The sequence below is a fragment of the Streptomyces sp. NPDC058646 genome (assembly GCF_042716875.1).
Lineage (GTDB): Bacteria > Actinomycetota > Actinomycetes > Streptomycetales > Streptomycetaceae > Streptomyces.
The window spans coordinates 188,246-209,829 of the sequence record NZ_JBHXRK010000012.1 but is presented as its reverse complement, the minus strand read 5'-3'; the positions used below and the strand labels follow the sequence as shown (position 1 = coordinate 209,829).

Annotated in this window: 17 protein-coding genes; 5 read left to right on the top strand and 12 right to left on the bottom strand. The window is 73.3% G+C overall.

Annotated features, from left to right (window positions below; all coding sequences use genetic code 11):
- Positions 1–65: 65 nt before the first annotated feature.
- Complete coding sequence (locus tag ACFWUZ_RS17360; protein ID WP_384372955.1) at positions 66–1,373, top strand: PQQ-dependent sugar dehydrogenase; 1,308 nt, start codon at positions 66–68, stop codon at positions 1,371–1,373.
- A gap of 41 nt (positions 1,374–1,414) precedes the next feature.
- Positions 1,415–1,597, top strand: a complete 183-nt coding sequence (locus tag ACFWUZ_RS17355) for a DUF6191 domain-containing protein (protein ID WP_384372953.1) — start codon at positions 1,415–1,417, stop codon at positions 1,595–1,597.
- Here ACFWUZ_RS17355 and ACFWUZ_RS17350 read toward each other — a convergent pair.
- From ACFWUZ_RS17350 to ACFWUZ_RS17325, 6 genes are all read right to left on the bottom strand, one after another.
- On the bottom strand, positions 1,560–4,625 hold the full coding sequence (locus ACFWUZ_RS17350; RefSeq protein WP_384372951.1) for an AAA family ATPase: 3,066 nt from the start codon (positions 4,623–4,625) through the stop codon (positions 1,560–1,562). The genes ACFWUZ_RS17355 and ACFWUZ_RS17350 overlap by 38 nt on opposite strands.
- Positions 4,626–4,706: 81 nt before the next feature.
- A complete protein-coding gene (locus ACFWUZ_RS17345) occupies positions 4,707–4,874 on the bottom strand; it encodes a hypothetical protein (protein WP_384372949.1) in 168 nt (55 codons plus the stop codon).
- A gap of 157 nt (positions 4,875–5,031) precedes the next feature.
- Complete coding sequence (locus ACFWUZ_RS17340) at positions 5,032–5,649, bottom strand: hypothetical protein (protein WP_384372947.1); 618 nt, start codon at positions 5,647–5,649, stop codon at positions 5,032–5,034.
- 93 nt (positions 5,650–5,742) lie between these two features.
- Positions 5,743–6,294 (bottom strand): GNAT family N-acetyltransferase, encoded by a 552-nt coding sequence (locus ACFWUZ_RS17335; RefSeq protein WP_384372945.1) that lies wholly within the window; start codon positions 6,292–6,294, stop codon positions 5,743–5,745.
- A gap of 38 nt (positions 6,295–6,332) precedes the next feature.
- Entirely contained in the window at positions 6,333–8,591 is a 2,259-nt protein-coding gene (locus ACFWUZ_RS17330) for an MMPL family transporter (protein ID WP_384372943.1), read from the bottom strand.
- Positions 8,592–8,798: 207 nt separating this feature from the next.
- Positions 8,799–9,182, bottom strand: a complete 384-nt coding sequence (locus tag ACFWUZ_RS17325) for a signal peptidase I (RefSeq protein WP_384372941.1) — start codon at positions 9,180–9,182, stop codon at positions 8,799–8,801.
- A gap of 60 nt (positions 9,183–9,242) precedes the next feature.
- Here ACFWUZ_RS17325 and ACFWUZ_RS17320 point away from each other — a divergent pair, with 60 nt between their 5' ends.
- From ACFWUZ_RS17320 to ACFWUZ_RS17310, 3 genes are all read left to right on the top strand, one after another.
- Positions 9,243–10,040, top strand: coding sequence for a GNAT family N-acetyltransferase (locus ACFWUZ_RS17320; protein WP_384373002.1), 798 nt, complete (start codon positions 9,243–9,245; stop codon positions 10,038–10,040).
- A 90-nt stretch (positions 10,041–10,130) separates the two neighbouring features.
- Positions 10,131–10,631 (top strand): DinB family protein, encoded by a 501-nt coding sequence (locus ACFWUZ_RS17315; protein ID WP_384372939.1) that lies wholly within the window; start codon positions 10,131–10,133, stop codon positions 10,629–10,631.
- An 81-nt stretch (positions 10,632–10,712) separates the two neighbouring features.
- A complete protein-coding gene (locus ACFWUZ_RS17310) occupies positions 10,713–12,878 on the top strand; it encodes a penicillin acylase family protein (protein ID WP_384372937.1) in 2,166 nt (721 codons plus the stop codon).
- A 157-nt stretch (positions 12,879–13,035) separates the two neighbouring features.
- Here the strand turns inward: ACFWUZ_RS17310 and gatB are convergent, their stop codons facing one another.
- From gatB to ligA, 6 genes are all read right to left on the bottom strand, one after another.
- Positions 13,036–14,550, bottom strand: coding sequence for an Asp-tRNA(Asn)/Glu-tRNA(Gln) amidotransferase subunit GatB (gene gatB / locus ACFWUZ_RS17305; protein ID WP_384372935.1), 1,515 nt, complete (start codon positions 14,548–14,550; stop codon positions 13,036–13,038).
- Between the two features lie 16 nt (positions 14,551–14,566).
- Complete coding sequence (locus tag ACFWUZ_RS17300; RefSeq protein ID WP_384372933.1) at positions 14,567–14,812, bottom strand: hypothetical protein; 246 nt, start codon at positions 14,810–14,812, stop codon at positions 14,567–14,569.
- Positions 14,809–16,302, bottom strand: coding sequence for an Asp-tRNA(Asn)/Glu-tRNA(Gln) amidotransferase subunit GatA (gene gatA / locus ACFWUZ_RS17295; RefSeq protein WP_384372931.1), 1,494 nt, complete (start codon positions 16,300–16,302; stop codon positions 14,809–14,811). Before gatA ends, ACFWUZ_RS17300 begins: the two co-directional genes overlap by 4 nt.
- A gap of 4 nt (positions 16,303–16,306) precedes the next feature.
- A complete protein-coding gene (gene gatC, locus ACFWUZ_RS17290; RefSeq protein ID WP_010984178.1) occupies positions 16,307–16,603 on the bottom strand; it encodes an Asp-tRNA(Asn)/Glu-tRNA(Gln) amidotransferase subunit GatC in 297 nt (98 codons plus the stop codon).
- 185 nt (positions 16,604–16,788) lie between these two features.
- Positions 16,789–18,969: a putative bifunctional diguanylate cyclase/phosphodiesterase gene (locus tag ACFWUZ_RS17285; protein ID WP_384372929.1), complete on the bottom strand. Its 2,181-nt coding sequence runs from the start codon at positions 18,967–18,969 to the stop codon at positions 16,789–16,791.
- A gap of 388 nt (positions 18,970–19,357) precedes the next feature.
- Positions 19,358–21,559: an NAD-dependent DNA ligase LigA gene (gene ligA, locus ACFWUZ_RS17280; protein ID WP_384372927.1), complete on the bottom strand. Its 2,202-nt coding sequence runs from the start codon at positions 21,557–21,559 to the stop codon at positions 19,358–19,360.
- Positions 21,560–21,584: the final 25 nt, after the last annotated feature.

The following is a 21,584-nucleotide window of genomic DNA, read 5'->3' as shown; positions in this document are numbered from 1 at the left end:
GGGAACCGCCCCGGCTGTTGAGACAGACGAAGGGCACGGGCGAAGGACCGGAAGGGAGCAGGGCGATGCGATACGGACGGGTTGCGCGGGCGGGGTACGGGGCGGGGAGTGCCGGGACAGCTGTACCGGCGGCAGCGGTGACGGGGGTGTCCGGGCGGGGGCGGTACGCGGCCGGGGGTTCCCCAGCAGGTGCGGGGCGCCGGGGCGTGCTGGCGGCCGTCGCGCTGGCGGGCTGCGGAACCCTGCTGGTCACGGGGTGCTCCCAGGGGGGCGGCGCTCTCCCCGGCGGCTCGCCACCGGGGACGGCGGCCCAGCAGGCCGGGTCCGCGGCGCCCTCGGGCGGTGCGACGGCCTCGCCGGGGGCGCAGGCCCCTCCGGCCAAGGGCGAGGTGACGGTGACCGGCGAGGTCGCCAAGGGGCTGGAGTCGCCCTGGGGCGTGGCGCCGCTGCCCGGAGGGGACCTGCTGGTCGCCTCCCGGGACAAGGGGACGATCAGCAGGGTCTCGGTGGGATCGGGCGCGGTGACGGAGATCGGCGAGGTGCCCGGGGTGGCGCCCGGCGGGGAGGGCGGGCTGATGGGCCTGGCCCTGTCGCCCTCCTTCGCCTCGGACCGGCTGGTGTACGCGTACTTCACCACGGAGTCCGACAACCGGATCGCCCGGATGCGCTATGACGAGCAGAGAGCGGCCGGCCAGCAGCTGGGCGCACCGGACACGGTGTTCCGGGGCATCCCGAAGGGCCTCATCCACAACGGCGGCCGGATCGCCTTCGGCCCGGACCGGATGCTCTACGCGGGCACGGGCGAGACCGGCGACACGGGGCTGGCCCGGGACAGGAAGTCACTGGGCGGCAAGATCCTGCGCATGACCCCGGACGGTGATCCGGTGCACGGCAATCCGGAGGCGGACTCGGTCGTCTACTCCTACGGGCACCGCAACGTGCAGGGGCTCGCCTGGGACAAGGACAAGCGGCTGTGGGCGGCCGAGTTCGGCCAGAACACCTGGGACGAGCTGAACCTGATCGAGCCCGGCGCCGACTACGGCTGGCCGGAGGCCGAGGGGAAGGCGGGCAAGCCCGGCCTGCGGGACCCGGTGGCAGTGTGGAAGACGGACGAGGCCTCGCCCAGTGGGATCGCCTGGGCCCAGGGCTCGGTGTGGATGGCGGGCCTGAGGGGTGGCCGGCTGTGGCGGATACCGCTGGCGGGGACCGAGCCGGTGGCGGAGCCCGAGGCCTTCCTGCAGGGGAAGTACGGCCGGCTGCGCACGGTGGTGTCCCTCGGCGGGGACAGACTGCTGCTGGTCACGAGCGAGACGGACGGGCGCGGGTCGCCGGAAGCGGGCGACGACAGGATCCTGACACTGACAGTGCGGTAACCGGCTGGCCCCGCTGGGGGGGGGCGAAGGGTGCGGTGGGCGTGGTGTTCAACCTGATCGAGGAACTGTTCGACCCGGGTCGCAAGCACACGGACGAGGAGAAGAAGCGGCTGGAGCTGTCCCGGATCGACGTGAACGACGGGGACCCGGGGCGCGGGCCGATAGACCTGGAGTCCGGCAAGGTGCTCATACGCCTCGAGGAGCAGCCTCCGGCAGCCGGCTGACGGGCCCGGCGGGGGTGAAGAGCCGCAGGCGGTGGGCGAGGGCGGCTGCCTCCCCGCGGCCGGAGACGCCGAGCTTCGCCAGGATGTTGGAGACGTGCACGCTCGCGGTCTTCGGGGAGATGAAGAGCTGCCCGGCGATCTGGCGGTTGGTGTGGCCGGCTGCGACCAGGCGCAGCACGTCCCGCTCGCGGCTGGTGAGACCGAGCGCCTCGGCCGGGTCGGTCTCGGGTGGACACGGGGCCGGGGAGTCGTCGGCGTCGGTGAGGGGGAGCCGGGCGCGCTGTGCCAGCAGGGCCAGGTCCTCGCGCAGCCGGCGTGAGCCGAGGCGGTCGGCGGTGGCGTGGGCTTCGCGGAGCAGGGCGGCCGCGGGCTCCCGGTCGGCGCCGGCGGCCAGCAGGGCCTCGGCGAGCCGGTGGCGGGCCCGGGCCAGCAGGTACGGGCGCTCCAGCGGCCGGACGGCCTCCTCCACCGCGGTCCAGTCGGCGACGGTGTCTCGGGCCTCGGCCCGGAGCAGCTCGGCCCGCAGGAACTCGGCGTGGGCGGTCCAGACCGGTACCGGGGCGGGCAGGTCGCGGGCGGCGGTGCGCAGCAGCTCCAGGGCCGCGTCGCGGCCTGCTTCGGCGGCGGGCAGGCCCCGGGCGTCCGCCTCGGCGGAGGCTGCGGCGAGCAGCAGCGGCCAGGCGTAGCGGTGCTGTCCGAGGGCGAAGCCGAAGGTGACGGCCTTGGCGATCTCGGCGCGGACGTCGGCGATGCGCCCGGCTCCCGCGGCCACTCCCACCGCGAGCCGGTAGAGGGGCAGGCGGTGCTGGGGCTGGGTCTCGTGGGCGCCGAAGTGGGCCTGGGAGGCCGCGAGTTGCTGGGCCGCCTCGGTCAGTTCGCCCCGGGCCAGGGCGAGGTAGGCCAGGCGTGCGGAGGCGGAGCCGCGGGGCGCCGCGCTCTGCCCGACGAGGAGGGTGCGCCGGGCCGCCTCGGCGGCTTCGTCCCAGCGGCCGAGGCTGTACAGGCTATCCGCCATGTTGCCCCGCAGCCAGGCCTCGGTGTCGAACAGCCTTGCTCTGCGGACGAGTTCGGCGCCTTGTTCGGCCAGCTCCACGGCTTCCCGGGAGCGGCCCATGCTTTCCAGCTGAGAGGTGAGGTTGATATGAGCACGTCCTGCCAGCACCGTGAGCCCCAGTGCGGCGGTGCGGTCCTTGACCGCGTGCAGCTCACTGAGACCGCCCTCGGCGTCACCGGCGTCGGTCAGCAGCGCGCCGACGGTGATACGGGCGTTGAGCTCGATGTCCTCGGCGCCGAGCATCCGCGCGTACTCGACGGCGCGTTCGGCGGCGGCGAGGTTGTGGCGTCCCGGGTCGTGGAGCATCCCCCAGCCCGCGGCCCGCACCAGGACCTCGGCGTGCACCTGGGACGGGGGGAGCCCCCGGACGAGTTCCTGCGCCTTGGCGATCTCCTCCCAGCCGTCACCGCGGGCCAGGCTGGAGACGATCCGGGAGCGTTCGGTCCAGAACCAGGCGGCCCTGAGCGGGTCCGGGTCCTCCTCCAGCAGCCGCAGCGCCGTCTTGGTGATCTTCAGGGCGCGGTCCCGCTCGCCTCCGTAGCGGGCGGCCACGGTGGCCTCCGCGAGCAGGTCGAGCCGCCGCAGCGGGGTGGTGGCCGGGTCGCAGCCGCACGGCGGGTACACGTCGGTGTAGTCCGCCGGGCGCAGCGCCTCGCGGATCTCCTGCGGGGCGCTCTCCCACAGGTCCAGGGCCCGCTCGAGCAGGCGCAGCTGCTCGGAGTAGGCGTGCCGGCGGCGGGCGGCCACGGAGGCGGCGAGGACGGCGGGCAGCGCCTTGGCCGGGTCGTTCGCGTGGTACCAGTAGCTGGCCAGCCGGATGGTCCGCTCCTCGGCGCGGACCAGGGCCTCGTCCCCCTCCAGGGCTTCGGCGTAACGGCGGTTGACGCGGGAGCGTTCGCCGGGCAGCAGGTCGTCGCTGACGGCCTCGCGGACCAGCGAATGGCGGAAGCGGTATCCGTCGCCTTCCGGCGTCGCGAGCAGGATGTTGGCCCCCACGGCGGCCCGCAGCGCCTCGATCAGCTCGTCCTCGCCGAGCCCGGCGACGGCGCGCAGGAGGGGGTATTCGACGGTGGAGCCGCCCTCGGCGACGAGGCGCACCACCCGCTGGGCGGCGTCGGGGAGGACCTCGACGCGGACGAGGAGCAGGTCGCGCAGGGATTCGGTGAGGCCGGCGCGGCAGCCGTTCTCCCGGGAGGCGACGAGTTCCTCGACGAAGAAGGCGTTGCCGTCGGAGCGTTCGAAGACGGAGTCCACGAAGTCCTCGTCGGGCTGCGAGGCGAGGATGCCTGCGAGCTGGCGGCGTACTTCGGCCCGGTTGAAGCGGGGGAGTTCGATGCGCTGGACGGTGCGCAGCCGGTCCAGTTCGGCGAGGAGGGGGCGCAGGGGGTGGCGGCGGTGGACGTCGTCCGCGCGGTAGGTGGCGACGAGGACGAGCCTGCCGCTGGCGAGGCTGCGGAAGAGGTAGGAGAGCAGGTGGCGGGTGGAGGCGTCCGCCCAGTGCAGGTCCTCCAGGACGAGGACGACGGTGCGTTCGGTGGCGAGCCGCTCCAGCATGCGGGCCGTGAGCTCGAAGAGGCGGGCTGTGCTCTCCTCGTCGTGGGGGCCGCGCGGGGTGTCGCCGAGTTCGGGGAGGATCCTGGCGAGTTCGCCCTCCTGGCCCGCGGCCGCGGCGGCGAGTTCGCCGGGGAGCCGGCGGTGCAGGGTGCGCAGGGCCGTCGAGAACGGGGCGAAGGGAAGTCCCTCCGCCCCGATCTCCACGCAGCCTCCGACGGCGACCACCGCACCGTGGCGGGCCGCCTCGGAGAGGAACTCCTCGGTGAGGCGGGTCTTGCCCACCCCGGCCTCTCCCCCGATGAGCAGGGCCTGCGGCTCCTGGCCGAGGGCGCGCGTCAGGGCGTCGGTGAGTACGGCCAGTTCGTCGGCTCGGCCGACGAACACCGGGCTGACAGATCTGGTCTCCACGCCGCCGAGCATCGCACAGCCGCCCTGTTCAGCGGCACCTGTTATCGGTGCGCTGCCCGTCATGTGCCGGTCCACGGGGGTTCCCGGCGCGGGTCACGCGGCGCGGGTGAAGCGGGCGCGGACCCCTCTCACCCGCCCCTCGGGATCCTGGCGCCGCGACGAGGCGCGGCGTGCCTTGCGGGCCTCCTGGACCATGCGGTAGGCGTCGGCCTCGCGGATGAGGTCGGCGTGGCGGGCGGAGGCCATCTCGTGCTCGAACATCGCGTACTCCCTGGTTGCTCTTCTCGGGCACCTCGTTCGGTGTGTTCCAAGATTCGCTTCCCAGGGGGCGCGGGCACATCGGGAGCATGCCGCATCTCCGGACGGCAGGGGGCCTTAGTCCGGGGCCCCGGATCCCTGCGGGTCCTTAGTCGTGTGCCTAGGCGGGGACCTTCGGGAGGGGGAGGAAGTAGAGGAAGCCGAAGACCAGTACGCCGATGGCGCCGAGCACCACCGCGGCCCAGGAGACGGCGCGGACCCATACGGGCAGGGTGCGGCCGGGGGTGCCGAAGGCGGGGCGGGCCAGTACGAAGGCGGCGATGAGGAGGGCCACCGTGGCCATGACCCCGTTGACGAGGGAGGTGAGCTGCCAGCCGTCACCGTAGAGGGCGGCGATCTGCTCCGCGGGCGGGGCGGACTTGTCCCCGTGGATCTGGCCCGTGAGGCCCTGGCGCTCGGCCAGGACGCGGGAGGCCCAGCTGCCGCTGAGGGCGACGAGCGAGAGTCCGGCCGCCACGATCGCGGCGGCCGCGGCGGCGACCCCGCCGGTCTGCTCCTCGTCCTCGGCCAGGTCCTCGTCGAATTCCTCGCCGGACTCCTCGTCGTCCCTGGTGGCGTCCGTGGTGGCGTCCGTGAGGCCGGCGCCGTCCGCGGTGTGCGCGGCGGCCCCCGTGCCACTCGCGTTCTCGCCGGGCCGGGGGTCCTCGCCCTTCACGAGGTCGGCCGGGGTGGTGTCCGCCTCGGGGGCGTCGGGGGCGGGGGTCTTCGTGGTGTCCATGCGGGGCACCGTAGGCGGCCCGTATGAGAGGTTCCTGAGAACCGGGCGCCGGATGCGCCGCGGGCCCCGCCGGTGACGGGGCCCGGGCCGGGCTCAGGCGCGGGAGGCGGACCACTCGGGGGCGAGGATCGCCCAGATCTCGGTGTCCTGCCGGATGCCGCGGTGGAGGTGGTTCTGCCGCATGACGCCTTCGCGGGTCATGCCGAGCCGCTCGGCCACGGCGAGGCTCTTCTTGTTGCCGGTGGCGGCGTGCCACTCGACGCGGTGCATGCCGCGCTCGCCGAAGGCGTAGTCGATCAGGACGCGGCAGGCCTTCGTCACCAGGCCGCGGCCGGCCGCGGCGGGCTCCAGCCAGCAGCCGATCTCGCAGTTGCCGGTCTCCGCCTCGAACGCCGGGAAGAGGACGCCGCCCACCAGGGTGCCGTCGAGCCGGATGCCGAAGAACCGGGCGCCGTCCTCCCCGGCCTTCACGGCGTACTTGGCCAGCAGGGCCCGGGCGGATTCGAGGTCCGGGGACCGGTCCGGGAAGCCGACGTACTGGCCGATGAACTCCCGTCCGCGTTCGATGTGCGCGAAGAACTCCTCCGCGTGCCGGGCTTCCAGCGGGAACATCTCGGCGTTGTCGGCGAGGGCTATCGAGAACATGCTGGTCTTCCTTCGGTCGCTGGCGGCGGATGGCCGGATCACCGGGAGCTGGTGGCGGGCTCGGCGCCGTCCTCGCTCGTGGCGGGGTCCTGGCCGGGCCGCTGCACCGGAAGTTTCGCACGGGGACGGCGCTCCGGAGGCTCGATGCTGATCTTCGGCAGCCGCCGGTCGAGCCAGCCGGGCAGCCACCAGTTGGCGCCGCCGAGCAGGTGCATCAGCGCGGGGACGAGGAGGGTGCGCAGCACGAAGGCGTCGAGGGCGACGGCGGCGGCCAGCGCGATGCCGAACATGGCGATGAGCCGGTCGCCACTGAGGACGAAGGCCAGGAAGACGGCGATCATGATGACGGCCGCGGAGTTGATGACCCGGCTGGTCTCGGCGAGGCCGACGCGGACGGCCCGCTGGTTGTCGCCGGTCTCCAGCCACTCCTCGTACATCCGGCTGACGAGGAAGACCTGGTAGTCCATGGACAGTCCGAAGAGGACGGACACCATGATCACGGGCAGGAAGGGTTCGATCGGTCCGGCACTGCCGAGGCCCATCAGGTCGCTGCCCCAGCCCCACTGGAAGACCGCCACGACGACGCCGAAGGAGGAGGCGACGGCCGCGATGTTCATGGCCGCGGCCTTGAGCGGGATGCCGATGGAGCGGAACGCCAGCAGGAGGAGCACGCAGCCGAGGGCGATGACCACCCCGACGAAGAGCGGCAGCTTCCCGATGATGACCTCGGCGAAGTCGTCGTAGCCGGCGGTGACGCCGCCGACGTACACCTCCATGGAGGTGCCGTGCGCGGCGCGCGGTACGACGTCCTCGCGGAGCCGGTCGACGAGGTCGCTCGTGGCCCTGGACTGCGGGGCGGAGTCCGGGACGACGGTGAGCACGGCGGTGTCGCCGCTGCCGTTGAGGACGACCGGTCCCGTGGAGGCGACGCCCTCGGCCGTACGCAGCTCCTCGGCCAGGCGGTCCACTGCGAGCCGGTCGGCGGCCCCGTCGAGCCGGGCCGCGACGGCGAGCGGGCCGTTCATGCCGGGCCCGAAGCCCTCCGCCAGCAGGTCGTAGGCCTTCCTGGTGGTGGAGGCGGCCGGGTTGTGGCCCTGGTCGGAAGTGCCCAGGTGCAGCGAGAGCGTGGGCAGGGCCAGCACCAGCATGACCACGGTGGCGAAGGCGCCGAGGAGCTTGGGGTGCCGTTCCACGAAGGCGGACCAGCGGACGGCGAAGCCGGTGGTCCGCTCGGGCCGCGGGCCCTCGGCGTCGAGCCTGCGGCGCTCGCGGCGGGAGAGGGCCCGCATGCCGATGTACGAGAGGAGGGCGGGCAGCAGCGTGACCGAGGCGGCGACCGTCAGCACCACCGTCACGGACGCGGCGATCGCGACGCCGTTCAGGAAGTTCAGCCGCAGCACCAGCATGCCGAGCAGGGCGATGCAGACGGTGGCCCCGGCGAAGACGACGGCCCGACCGGTGGTGGCGACGGCGCTCTCGGCCGCCTCCTCGACCGGGAGGCCGCGCAGGAGTCCCTTGCGGTGGCGCGTGACGATGAACAGGGCGTAGTCGATGCCGACGCCGAGGCCGACGAGGGTGCCGAGCATGGGGGCGAAGTCGGCGACGGGCATGGCGTGCCCGAGGAGGGTGATGCCGAAGTAGGCGGTGCCCACGCTGACCAGGGCGGTGGCGATGGGCAGCAGGCTCGCCGCGAGCGAGCCGAAGGCGAGGAAGAGCACCAGGGCCGCGACGGCCACCCCTATGACCTCGGCGAGGTGGGCGGTGGGGGCCTCGGTCAGGCCGATGGCGCGTCCGCCGAGTTCGACCTGGAGGCCGCCGGATTCCGTGGCGGGGTTCTTCGCCGCGGCGACGACCGCCTGGGCCTGGGCCTTGGGGACGGCGTCGGCCTGCTGGTCGAAGGTGACGACGGCGTAGGCGGTGCGTCCGTCGGGGCTGATCCGGGCGGCGTTCTCGGGGCCGGCCCCGTAGGGGCCGCTGACGGATCCGACGCCGGGGAGTGCGGCGACGGCGTCGAGGGCCCGGGTCATGCGCTGCTCGACCCCGGGGCTGCGGACGCCCTCCGGGCCCTGCCCGTCCGGGACCCGCCACACGATGGTGTCGGTGTCGCCGCCCTGGCCGTGGAAGCCCTCCCGCAGGAGGTCGCCCGCCTTGCCGGATTCGGTGCCGGGGACGGCGTAGTCGTTGGAGAACGCCGCTCCGGCGGTCCCGGCCGCCGCCGCGGTCCCACCGAAGGCGATCAGCCAGACGAGGACGGCGAGGAGACGGTGGCGCATGCACCACCGCGCTAGTGCTGCCAACGGACGTGCTCCCTGGTGGTTCGGATCTTTACGGGAGACAGCCCGTCTCAAAGAACACGTGAACGCGTGAAGATTCGGCCGAGGACCCGGGGGGTCGCCCCGGAGGGGTCGGCCCCCATGGTCTGCACCCGAACGATCTCAGCGATTCGTGATCGTTGGTCCTTTTCGTGTGCATTGTCACAATGGCCGGGCGGGTACGGGACCCGGTCAGGACCGGTCGGGCCCGTCGGCCCGGTAGCCCGGGATCGAGGGCCAGCGGACGGTGAGGACCACCGCGTCCTCCTCCGCGTACCAGGAGTGGTCGACCCCGCGGCCCCAGAGGACGTAGTCCCCCTGTTCGGCGAGGACGACGGTCCGCTCCGGGAACTCCAGGCGGAAGCGGCCGCTGATGAGTACGAGCAGCGCGGTGCGCTTCTCCCCCGTCGCCCAGCGCTCCCGCTCGTCGCCCTTCGGGTGCACCCCCCATTTGACCTCCACGTCCTCGCTGTGCCGCGGATCGGCGGGGTCCTTGAAGTGGCCGAGGAGCCAGCCGCGGTCGGCGGCGGCGTCGGGGGTGGCCTTGCCGGTGTAGATGGTGGAGTCGTCGTTCACGGGGTGAGGCTAATGCAGTTGCCCGGACGGCCCCGACACTGGTCAGCTGGCCCGATGACCATGCGTGCGGATGAACTGTCGAAGGTACGGGCCCGGTACGACGACGAGATGCGCCGAGGTGCGCAGCCGGACGCGGCGCGGGCACGCGTGGAGCGGGTGGGCGCGGTGGTGCGGCAGACCTCGCCCGGGCCCGGCTGGAACGGCGTGCTGTGGTCGGACCTCGACGAGGGGACGGCGGACGCGGAGATCGCGGCGCAGGTGGCGTACTTCGCCGGCGGCGGGGAACCGTCCGGGTTCGAGTGGAAGCTGTACGGCCACGACCGCCCGGCGGACCTCGGGCAGCGGCTGCGGGCGGCCGGTCTCGTGCCGGAGCCGGCCGAGACGCTGCTGGTGGGCCGGGCGGCGGACCTCGCGGAGCTGCCGGCCGAACCGCCGGAGGGGATCACACTGCGGGTGGTCACCGACGAGGCGGGGGTCGACCTGATGATGGAGGTCCACGCGGCGGCCTTCGGCACCGAGCGCCCGCACATCCGCGCACAGATGCTCAGCCTGCTCACCCATGCGCCGGACACCGTCGCGGCCGTCCTCGCGATGGCGGGCGACACCCCGGTGAGCGCGGCCCGGATGGAGATGCCGCGGGGTGCGTCGTTCGCGGGCCTGTGGGGCGGCGGCACGGTCCCGCAGTGGCGCGGCCGGGGCATCTACCGCGCGCTCGTCGCTCATCGCGCCCGCATCGCGGCCGGGCGCGGGATCCCGTACCTCCAGGTGGACGCCTCGGACGACAGCCGCCCGATCCTGGAGCGGCTGGGCTTCGGCGTCCTGGGCGTCACGGTCCCGTACGTGTGGACACCGGCGTAGCGGAGCCCGGCGGAGGCTGGGCCGGGGTCGGTTCCCGGCCGGGGGCGGCGCGCTCTTCCGTGCCGTGCGGGCGACCGGCAGGATCAGGGCATGGAACGCATCAGCCCGCCGATGACCGGCGACGAACGCGAAACCCTCCGCGCCTACCTCGACTTCCACCGCGCGACCCTCGCCATGAAGTGCGAGGGCCTCACCGACGAGCAGCTGCGCCGCGCGTCCATGCCCCCGTCCACCCTGACGCTGCTGGGCCTGGTGCGGCACATGGCGGAGGTCGAGAGACACTGGTTCCGCCGGGTCCTGGGCGGCGAGGACCTTCCGCACCTGTGGTCGGACACGCACGACTTCCAGGCCGCCTACGACGCCTCCGGCTCCAGCCGTGCCGAGGCGTTCGCCGCCTGGGAGGCGGAGGTGGCCCACGCGCGCCGGATCGAGGCCGCCGCCGAGTCCCTCGACGTGACCGTGTTCGTACCGCGCTGGGAGGAGAAGGCCTCGCTGCGGCTGCTCATGCTCCACCTCGTCCACGAGTACGCCCGCCACAACGGCCACGCCGACTTCCTGCGCGAGGCCATCGACGGCACGACCGGCGCCTGAGCCCCGCGGGCGGCAGGCGGCACCTCGCGGACCCCTATAGTTAGGCAAGCCTTACCAAGCCGCTTGGGGGAGAGTGTGAGCGTGCGCAGTGCGAGCAGTGGGGGCCCGGAGTCCTCCGGGGAGCACGCCGTCTACCGGGACTCCTGGGGCATCCCCCATCTGCGCGCCTCCGACGGTCTGCGGCTCGCCTACGCCCAGGGCCGGGTCACCGCTCTCGACCGGGCCTGGCAGCTGGAGGTCGAGCGGCACCGGGCGCAGGGCTCCAGCGCGGTGTTCCTCGGCCCGGACTCCGTCGCCTGGGACCGGTTCGCCCGCCGGTGCCGCCTCGCCGACACCGCCCGCCGCTGCTACGAGACCCTGGCCGCCGAGGACCCGGACACGGCCGTCTGGGTCCGCTCGTACGTGGCCGGGGTCAACGACGGGCTCGCTCCGGGCGCCGCCCGCGATCCCCGGTTCGCCCGCACCGGGCTCGCTCCCACCGCCTGGGAGCCGTGGGTCCCGCTCGCCGTCTGGACCGCCACCCACATCCTCTTCGCCGGCTTCGCCTCCAAGCTGTGGCGCGAGCGCGCGGCCCGCGCCCTCGGGGACGACGCCGCCGCCCTCTTCGCCGCCGACGGTCCGGGCACCGCCGGCAGCAACGGCTGGCTGCTGCCGGGCGACCGCACCGCGACCGGCTCGGCGATCATCGCGGGCGACCCGCACCGGTCCGTCCAGGACCCGGGGGTCTACCAGCAGATACGGCTCGCCTGTCCGGAGTACGACGTGATCGGCCTGGCCGTCCCCGGCGTGCCCGGGATCGCGCACTTCGGGCACACGGGCACCGCCGCCTGGGCCATCACGAACGCGATGGCCGATTACCAGGACCTGTACGTCGAGCAGTTGCGCCGCGTCGCCGCCGGATCGGGCCCGGTGGTCGAGGCGCTGGGCCCGGGCGGGGTCTGGGAAGCCGTCTCCCGCCACACCGAGACGATCGGCGTGGCCGGCGGCGAGGACGTCGAGGTCGAGGTCCTCGAAACGGCCCGCGGCCCGGTGATAGCCGACCGGCCCACCGCCCCCGGCTCCGGCACCCCCGCCCCCGGCGGCCCCGGCACCGCCGCCCCCGGCGAGGTCGCCACCGGGCAGGCCCTCGCCCTGCGCTACCCGCCCCGCGTCCGCCGGGACCTCGGCTTCGCCGCGCTCCCCGCCCTCCTGCGAGCCCGCACCGTCGCCGACATCGACCGGGCGCTCGACGGCTGGGCCGAGCCGGTCAACGTCGTCCACGCCGCAGACTCCGCGGGCGGCCTGCTGCACCGCGTCGCGGGCGCCGTGCCGCTGCGTCACCGCACCAACCGGCTGCGCCCGGTGCCCGCCTGGGACCCGGCGCACGCCTGGCAGGGCTGGGCGCCGACCCCGGCCGAGCCGGTCCAGGGGTTCGCCGTCATGGCGAACGGGCGGGGGATCGCCTCCCCGCTGGGCGTGGAGTTCGCGGCCCCGCACCGCGCCCACCGCATCCGCGAGCTGCTGAGCGGCTCGGCGGACTGGTCCCCCGGGGCGATGGCCGAGGTCCACGGGGACACCTACCTCGCTTCGGCGGCGCCCTTGCTGGACCTGCTGCCCGGCTTCGCGGGCCTGTCCCCCGCGGCCGGGGCCCTGCGGACCCGGCTGCTGGCCTGGGACCGGCACATGGCCGCCGACAGCACCGACGCCACCCTCTTCGCGGCCTTCCGGGCCGCGACCGTACGCCGCCTGGCCGGCGACCCCGTCTTCGCGGAACTGGCAGCCGCCCCCACCGGTCCGGAGGTGTTCCGTCCGTGGCTGGAACTGGTCCCCCGGATCGGCCGCGCCCTCGAAGGCCTGCTCTCCTGCGGCCTGCTCCCCGGCCTGGACCGCACGGCCCACGTGCGCGCCGCCCTGGAGGAGACCGCCGCGGCCGGCGGCCCGGACCGGCCCTGGTCCGAGGTCCACCGCCTCGCCCCGGTGTCGGCGCTCCCCGAACCGGACGACGGATGGCCCGGCCTCGGCGGCGACCACGACTGCGTGAACGCGTCCGCCTCCGTGCCCGGCGTCACCGATCGCAGCACCCGCGCGCCGGCCGCCCGCTACGTGTGGGACCTGGCCCGCCGCGAGGACAGCCTGTGGGCGGTCCCGCTGGGCGCGGACGGGGTACCCGGCTCCCCCCACCACCGCGACCAGCTGCCGCTGTGGGCGCGCTGCGCGCTCGTCCCCGTCGTCACCGACTGGAGCCTCCTCAGCGAGGACGGCGCCTGATCCCGGCGCGGCTCCGCGTCTCGTCATCCTTCGGCAAGGGGCCTTCCCGCCGCAGCCTCTTCCTCGCCGCACCGACGCCGAAGCAGCAGCCGCACGGACGAGGGGCCGTGCCCGGATCTCCCCGGGCACGGCCCCTCGTACGAACGGTCCGGAGGGATCAGCCCTCGGAGACGCCCAGGCGCTCCAGGATGAGCTCCTTGACGCGGGCCGCGTCGGCCTGGCCGCGGGTGGTCTTCATGACCGCGCCGACCAGGGCGCCGACGGCGGCGACCTTGCCGCCGCGGATCTTGTCCGCGATGGCGGCGTTGCCCGCGATGGCCTCGTCCACGGCCGCGCCGAGCGCGCCCTCGTCCGAGACGACCTTCAGGCCGCGCTTCTCGACGACCTCGTCCGGGGAGCCCTCGCCGGCGAGGACGCCTTCGAGGACCTGGCGGGCCAGCTTGTCGTTCAGCTCGCCCGCGGCGACCAGCGCCGCGACCCGGGCCACCTGCGCCGGGGTGATCGGCAGCTCGTCGACCACGACGCCCTGCTCGTTGGCGTTGCGGGCCAGCTCGCCCATCCACCACTTGCGCGCGGCGGCCGGGTCGGCGCCCGCCTCGATCGTGGCGACGATGGAGTCCACCGCGCCCGCGTTGAGGATCGACTGCATGTCGTGCTCGGTGACGCCCCACTCCTCGCGGAGACGGTTGCGGCGCACCCGCGGCATCTCGGGCAGACCGGCGCGCAGCTCCTCGACCCACGTACGGGCCGGGGCGACGGGGACCAGGTCGGGCTCCGGGAAGTACCGGTAGTCCTCGGCGTTGTCCTTGATGCGGCCGGCCGTGGTGGAGCCGTCCTCCTCGTGGAAGTGCCGGGTCTCCTGCACGATCGAGCCGCCGGACGAGAGCACCGCCGCGTGGCGCTGGATCTCGAAACGGGCTGCCCGCTCGACGGAACGCAGGGAGTTGACGTTCTTGGTCTCCGAGCGGGTGCCGAAGGGCGCCTCGGGGCCCGGGCGCAGCGACAGGTTCACGTCGCAGCGCATCTGGCCCTTGTCCATGCGGGCCTCGGAGACGCCGAGCGCCTTGATGACCTCGCGCAGCTCGGCGACGTACGCCTTGGCGACCTCGGGGGCCCGTACGCCCGCGCCCTCGATGGGCTTGGTGACGATCTCGATGAGCGGGATGCCGGCGCGGTTGTAGTCCAGCAGGGAGTGGGACGCGCCGTGGATGCGGCCGGTGGCGCCGCCGACGTGCAGCGACTTGCCGGTGTCCTCCTCCATGTGGGCGCGCTCGATCTCCACGCGGAAGATCTCGCCGTCCTCCAGCTGGACGTCCAGGAAGCCGTTGAAGGCAATGGGCTCGTCGTACTGGGAGGTCTGGAAGTTCTTCGGCATGTCCGGATAGAAGTAGTTCTTCCGGGCGAAGCGGCACCACTCGGCGATCTCGCAGTTCAGCGCGAGACCGATCTTGATGGCCGACTCGATGCCGATCGCGTTGACGACCGGGAGCGCTCCGGGCAGGCCCAGGCAGACCGGGCAGGTCTGCGAGTTGGGGTCGGCGCCCAGCTCGGTCGAGCAGCCGCAGAACATCTTGGTCCTGGTGCCGAGCTCGACATGGACCTCCAGGCCCATGACGGGGTCGAACGAGGCGAGAGCGTCCTCGTACGACAGCAGTTCGGTGAAGGTGGTCACGGTGAAACTTTCCCTCTCAGCCCAGCAGGACGTCGTCGTCGCCCAGGCGCTTCAGCTCGCGGTACAGGATCGCGAGGCCGGTGACGATGGCGGCGGCGGACACGGCGGCGTCGACCAGCTTCAGCATGTCGTTCTCGGTGCGGGCCTTCTTGACCTGCTTGATCACGCTCAGGGCGCCGAAGGCCGTGGTGCCGATCGACAGGTAGGTGCCGGTCTTGGACTTCTTGAAGCCCTTGGCCTTGGACAGTGCACTGGTGCTCACAGGGACGGTGCCTCCTCAAGCAGCGGGTGACCCCAGCGTGCGACGAAGGCTGCCTCGACGGCGGCACCGACCTTGTACAGGCGGTCGTCCTTCATCGCCGGGGCGATGATCTGGAGCCCGACCGGGAGACCGTCCTCCGGTGCCAGGCCGCAGGGCAGCGACATGGCGGAGTTGCCGGCCAGGTTGGTCGGGATGGTGCACAGGTCCGCGAGGTACATCGCGAGGGGGTCGTCGGTGCGCTCGCCGATGGGGAAGGCGGTGGTCGGGGTCGTCGGGGAGACGATCACGTCGACCTGCTCGAAGGACTTCTCGAAGTCCTTGCTGATGAGCGTGCGGACCTTCTGGGCGGAGCCGTAGTACGCGTCGTAGTAGCCGGAGCTGAGCGCGTACGTGCCGAGGATGACGCGGCGCTTGACCTCGTCGCCGAAACCGGCTTCGCGGGTCAGGGCGGTGACGTCCTCGGCGGACCTGGTGCCGTCGTCTCCGACGCGCAGGCCGTAGCGCATGGCGTCGAAACGGGCCAGGTTGGAGGAACACTCGGACGGCGCGATCAGGTAGTACGCGGCCATCGCGAGGTCGAAGGACGGGCAGTCCAGCTCGACGATCTCGGCGCCGAGCTCCTTGAGGAGCTCCACCGACTCGTTGAAGCGCTGGACGACGCCGGCCTGGTAGCCCTCGCCGGCGAACTGCTTGACCACACCGACGCGCATGCCGGCGACGGAGCCGTTGCGGGCGGCCTCGACGACCGGCGGGACCGGGGCGTCGATGGAAGTGGAGTCGAGCGGGTCGTGCCCGGCGATGACCTCGTGGAGGAGCGCGGCGTCCAGGACCGTACGGGCGCAGGGCCCGCCCTGGTCGAGGGAGGAGGAGAAGGCGACCATGCCGTAGCGGGAGACGCCGCCGTACGTCGGCTTGACGCCGACGGTGCCGGTGACGGCGGCGGGCTGGCGGATGGAACCGCCGGTGTCCGTGCCGATGGCGAGGGGCGCCTGGTACGCGGCGAGGGCCGCCGCGGAGCCGCCGCCGGAGCCGCCGGGGATCCGGGTGAGGTCCCAGGGGTTGCCGGTGGGCCCGTAGGCGCTGTTCTCGGTGGAGGACCCCATGGCGAACTCGTCCATGTTGGTCTTGCCGAGGATGACGACGTCGGCTTCCTTGAGCTTGCGCGTCAGGGTGGCGTCGTAGGGCGGGATCCAGCCTTCGAGGATCTTCGAACCGACGGTGGTCGGGACCCCGACGGTGGTGAAGATGTCCTTGAGGGCGAGGGGCACGCCGGCCAGCGGGCCGAGCTTCTCGCCGGCCGCGCGCTTGGCGTCGACGGCACGGGCCTGGGCGAGCGCGCCGTCGCGGTCGACGTGCAGGAAGGCGTGGACCTTCTCGTCGGTCGCGTCGATGCGGGCCAGGTGGGCCTCGGTGACCTCGACGGCCGTGAGTTCGCCGGAGGCGATCTTCTCGGCGGTCTGGGCGGCCGTGAGCTTGATGATCTCGGTCATGTTGTTAGTCCTCCCCCAGGATCTGCGGCACCTTGAAACGCTGCTGCTCCTGGGCGGGAGCGCCGGAGAGCGCCTGCTCGGGGGTGAGCGAGGGACGGACCTCGTCCGCGCGCATGACGTTCGTCAGCGGCAGCGGGTGGGAGGTCGGCGGGACGTCTTGGTCGGCGACCTCGGAAACGCGGGCGACCGCGCCGATGATGTCGTCGAGCTGTCCGGCGAAGTGGTCCAGCTCTTCGGCCTTGAGCTCCAGACGTGCCAGCCGAGCGAGGTGGGCGACCTCCTCGCGCGTGATGCCAGGCATGCAGCGATCCTCTGGGGGTGGTGAGCGTGTATGGGTTTCGGGGCCAATCCTATGGGGCGGGGCCCGCTCACCACGAAACCGTTTGCCGGGGCCGCCGCGCGGACGCCCGTACGGGGGTGACGCGGACCCCCTGCGCGGAGCCCCCGCGCCCCGGCAGCGGCGCCGCGCCTGCACACCCCGCGTTGTCAGCCGGCGTCGGCCTCGGCGGCGGCCAGCTCGGCCGAGATGTCCGCCGGGCGGCGCCAGCCGCGCTCGCCGCGGGCCAGCAGCCAGGCCGTGGCCTCCTGCGGCGGCATCGCGGCGGCGACCAGCCACCCCTGCACCGCGTCGCAGCCCAGGTCCCGCAGCCGTTCCCACGTCTCGTCGTCCTCGACGCCCTCCGCCACGACCAGCAGGCCCAGCGAATGCGCCAGGTCCACCGTGCAGCGGACGATCTCCGCGTCCTGCGCGTCGACGGCCAGCCGCCCCACGAAGGACCGGTCGATCTTCAGCTCGCTGACCGGCAGGCGGCGCAGGTGGACGAGCGAGGAGTAGCCCGTGCCGAAGTCGTCCAGGGACATCTTCACGCCGTGGCCGGTGAGCCCGGCCATGGTGTCCGCCGCCCGCTGGGGGTCCTCCAGGAGTACGTGTTCCGTTATCTCCAGCTGGAGCCCGCTCGCCGGGACCCCGTGCCGGGCCAGCCGCGCGGCCACCGCCCCCGCGAAGCCCGGGGTGTGGACGTCGCGCGGCGACACGTTGACGGCGACCGGGACCTTCAGGCCCTGGGCGCGCCAGCGGGCCACCTGGGCGAGGGCCGTCTCCAGGACGTACTCCGTCAGGTGCGGCATCAGTCCGGAGGTCTCGGCGATCGCGATGAACTCGTCGGGCGACACCCGGCCGCGTTCCGGATGCACCCAGCGGACCAGTGCTTCCAAGCCGGCCACCTGTCCGTCGAAGCGGACCTTCGGCTGGTAGTGGAGTTCCACTTCCCCGGCGTCCAGGGCCCGGCGGAGGTCGCCGAGGAGGCCGAGCCGGTCGGGGGTGTTGCTGTCCCGCTTGGACTCGTACACCTCGACGCCCGTGCGGTCGCGCTTCGCCTGGTACATCGCCACGTCGGCCCGGCGCAGCAGCCCCTCGGCGTCGAGGGCGTGGTCGGGGAAGACGGCCAGGCCCGCGCTGGCCTCCAGGACGAGGGTGAGGCCGTCCAGGTCCAGGGGGGAGCTGAGTTCGGCGACCAGGTGGCGGGCGACCCGCTGGGCGCTGGTGGTGGAGTCGGCGACGGGGAGCAGGACGGCGAACTCGTCTCCGCCGAGCCGGGCCGCCTCCGCGTCCTCGGGCAGGGCCTGGCGCAGCCGGTCGGCGATCTGGAGGAGCAGCCGGTCGCCCGCGAGGTGGCCGAGGGTGTCGTTGACCGCCCGGAACCGGTCCAGGTCGATCAGCACGAGAGCCGACCGGGTGCCCGAACGTTCAGCCTCGTCCAGCGCGCTCCAGGCCCGCTCCAGCAGCCACTGCCGGTTCGGCAGCCCGGTCAGCGGATCCCGCAGCTGCTCCTCGGCGCGGGCGCGGGCGATCCACAGGGTGGAGTCCAGCGCGATCAGCGGTACGGCGAACAGCGGCAGCAGCACCGGCTGCGTCACGGCGACCACGCAGATCAGTGGGGCGATGCCGAGCAGGGCGACGGCCACCAGGGCCTGGCGGAGCAGGGCCGTACGGGCGGCGGTGGGCAGGCCTCCGGCCCGCGGGGAGAGCGCCAGCCACAGCAGGGCCCGCGTCACGAGGAGGTAGGCGACGGCCACCAGGACGATCTCGGGGGCGGCCTCCAGCCCCCAGGTGGTGGGCGCCCACGGCTGCTCCACGGTCGGCGACTCGCCGAAGGCGGCGAGGACGAGGGCCCCCGCGCCGATGCCGAGGATGTCGACGGAGCCGTGCAGCAGCCCTTGCCGCCAGCGGTGCCGGCGTGCGGCCCCGACCAGGGAGACCACCGCCAGCGAGACGAGTCCCGCCGGCACCCACCCGTAGAGGAGCAGGACGCCGAGGGTGAGGGCCGCACCCGATCCGGTGCCGCCCCACCAGCGGTCGCGGCCGAGCGCGACCAGGTGGCCGACGATGACCCCGGTGAGGAGGGCCAGGGCCCAGCCCACCGCGCCCCCGGGGAACAGGGCCTGATGGCTGGTCAGTGCGGACACGATGCCGCCCGCGAGCACCAGGACGGAGAGGCCCACGACGGCGACGGGCAGCGCGGTGGGCCGCTTCGGCCCGCCCGCGCAGGTGTCGAGCGGGCGCGTCTCCGGCGTCCTGGCACCCAGGAAGTCGAACCGGCCCGCCCGCAGGGACGGGAGGTCCCCGCCGAACTCAGGTGGCGGGTCGGCGCTTTCGGTGGGTTTCATGCCCGTCCCTCTCAGAGCCGGCGATGCCGATGTCACGCGATGGCCCCGGTGTCATGCCATCACGGCTGGAATCGCACCCCGCAGCCGTGCACGACGGGCGCACCCCTCAACAGTAGGACGCGAGAGGCTCCCAGGGGCAGCGGTCGGCGGCGGTTGCCCGAATACGACCCAGCCATCCTCATCAGTACGGTATCCGCCGAACAGGTGAGTTCGGACGCGGGCCCCCCTGTCACCCTTCCGATGATCCGACAGGTCACCGCCCTGCGACCAGGCTTGTACCAGCCGTTTACCACCGGCCATCGCGCCTGGCGTGCGCCCGCCCGGACGGCCGCACGCCACGCATCCGTTCGGCCGCGCTGCTCCTTGGGGACGGCCCCCTTGTGGGGTACTACTGCGCTCCGGCGTCGCCGTCCACCGGGAGCGCGACCTCGCGCGCCGCGTCCGGTCCCTGTTCGAGCAGCACGGCGAAGCCGGCGTCGTCGAGGACGGCGAGCTTCAGCTGCACCGCCTTGTCGTACTTCGAGCCCGGGTTGTCGCCCACGACGACGAACGAGGTCTTCTTCGACACGGAGCCGGTGACCTTGGCGCCACGGCTCTGCAGGGCCTCCTTGGCCCCGTCCCGGGTGTGGCTCTGCAGGGTGCCGGTGACGACGACGGTCAGCCCGGCCAGCGGCCGCGGCCCCTGCTCCTCGGCGGAACCTTCCTCCTCCATCCGGACGCCGGCCTCCCGCCACTTGCGCAGGATCTCCTGGTGCCAGTCGACGGCGAACCACTCCTTGAGGGAGGCGGCGATGATCGCGCCCACCCCGTCGGTGGCCGTCAGCTCCTCCTCGGTGGCCTGCTGGATGCGCGCGATCGACCGGAACTCGCGCGCCAGCGCCTCCGCGGCGACGGGCCCCACATGACGGATCGACAGGCCGTTGATGACGCGGGCGAGCGGGCGCTCCTTCGCGGCCGCGATGTTCTCCAGCATCGCCAGGGCGTTCTTCTTCGGCTCGCCCTTCTGGTTGGCGAAAACCGTGACGATCTTCTCCTCGCCGGTCTTCGGGTCGCGCTTGGGCAGCCCGCTGTCCTGGTCCAGGACGTACGCCTTGATGGGCAGCAGCTGCTCGATGGTCAGTCCGAAGAGGTCCCCCTCGTCCAGCAGCGGCGGCTCGGCCGGCTCCAGCGGCGCGGTCAGTGCGGCGGCCGCCACCATGCCGAAGTTCTCGATGTCCAGGCTCTGCCGGCCGCCGAGGTAGAACAGCCGCTCGCGCAGCTGGGCGGGGCAGGTCTGCGCGTTGGGGCACCGGACGTCGATGTCCCCCTCCTTCATCGGCCGCAGCTCCGTCCCGCACGCGGGGCAGGCGGTGGGCATCACGAACTCCCGCTCGCTGCCGTCCCGCAGGTCCACGACCGGCCCCAGGATCTCGGGGATGACGTCCCCGGCCTTGCGCAGCACGACGGTGTCCCCGATGAGCACGCCCTTGGCCTTGACGACCTCCTGGTTGTGCAGGGTCGCGAACTCCACCTCGGAGCCGGCCACGCGGACCGGCTCCACCTGCGCGAACGGGGTCACGCGGCCGGTGCGGCCGACGCCGACCTTGATGTCGATCAGCTTGCTGTTGACCTCTTCGGGGGCGTACTTCCAGGCGATCGCCCAGCGCGGGGCGCGCGCGGTGGAGCCGAGGCGGCCCTGGAGGGCGATCTCGTCGAGCTTGACGACCACGCCGTCGATCTCGTGCTCCACCGAGTGCCGCTGGACGCCGAAGCGCTCGATGAACCCGCGGACCTCCGCGAGGGTGGACACCACCGCGTTGTGCCGGGCGGTGGGCAGGCCCCACTCGCGCAGCAGCTCGTACGCCTGCGACTGGCGCTCGATCTCGAAGCCCTCGCGCGCGCCGATGCCGTGCACGACCATGTGCAGCGGCCGGCCGGCGGTGACCTTGGGGTCCTTCTGGCGCAGCGAACCGGCCGCCGCGTTGCGCGGATTGGCGAAGGGCTTGCCCTCCGCCTCCACCAGCCGGGCGTTGAGCTCCTCGAACTTCTCCATCGGGAAGAAGACCTCGCCGCGGATCTCGACCAGGGCCGGGATCCTGTCCCCCTTGAGCCGGTCCGGGATCTCCGCGATGGTGCGGACGTTGGGCGTGATGTCCTCGCCGGTGCGGCCGTCGCCGCGGGTCGCGGCGCGGGTGAGGCGGCCGTTCTCGTAGGTGAGGTTCACGGCGAGGCCGTCGACCTTCAGCTCGCACAGGTAGTGGTAGTCCGAGGTGTTGACGTCGCGGGCCACCCGCTCGGCCCAGGCGGCCAGTTCCTCGTCGTCGAAGGCGTTGTCGAGGGAGAGCATGCGCTCCCGGTGCTCGACGGAGGCGAAGTCCGTCTGGTACGCCCCGGCCACCTTCTGGGTGGGCGATTCGGGCGTGCGCAGCTCCGGGTACTGCTCCTCCAGCGCCTCCAGCGAGCGCAGCAGCGTGTCGAACTCGGCGTCGCTGACGACCGGCTGGTCGTTCACGTAGTACCGGAAGCGGTGCTCCTCGACCTGTTCGGCCAGCAGTGCGTGCTGCTCACGCACTGCCGTCGGTACTGCCGTGTCCTGCTGTTCGGCTGCCATGCCGTGTCCTCCCGTGGCCCGTCTC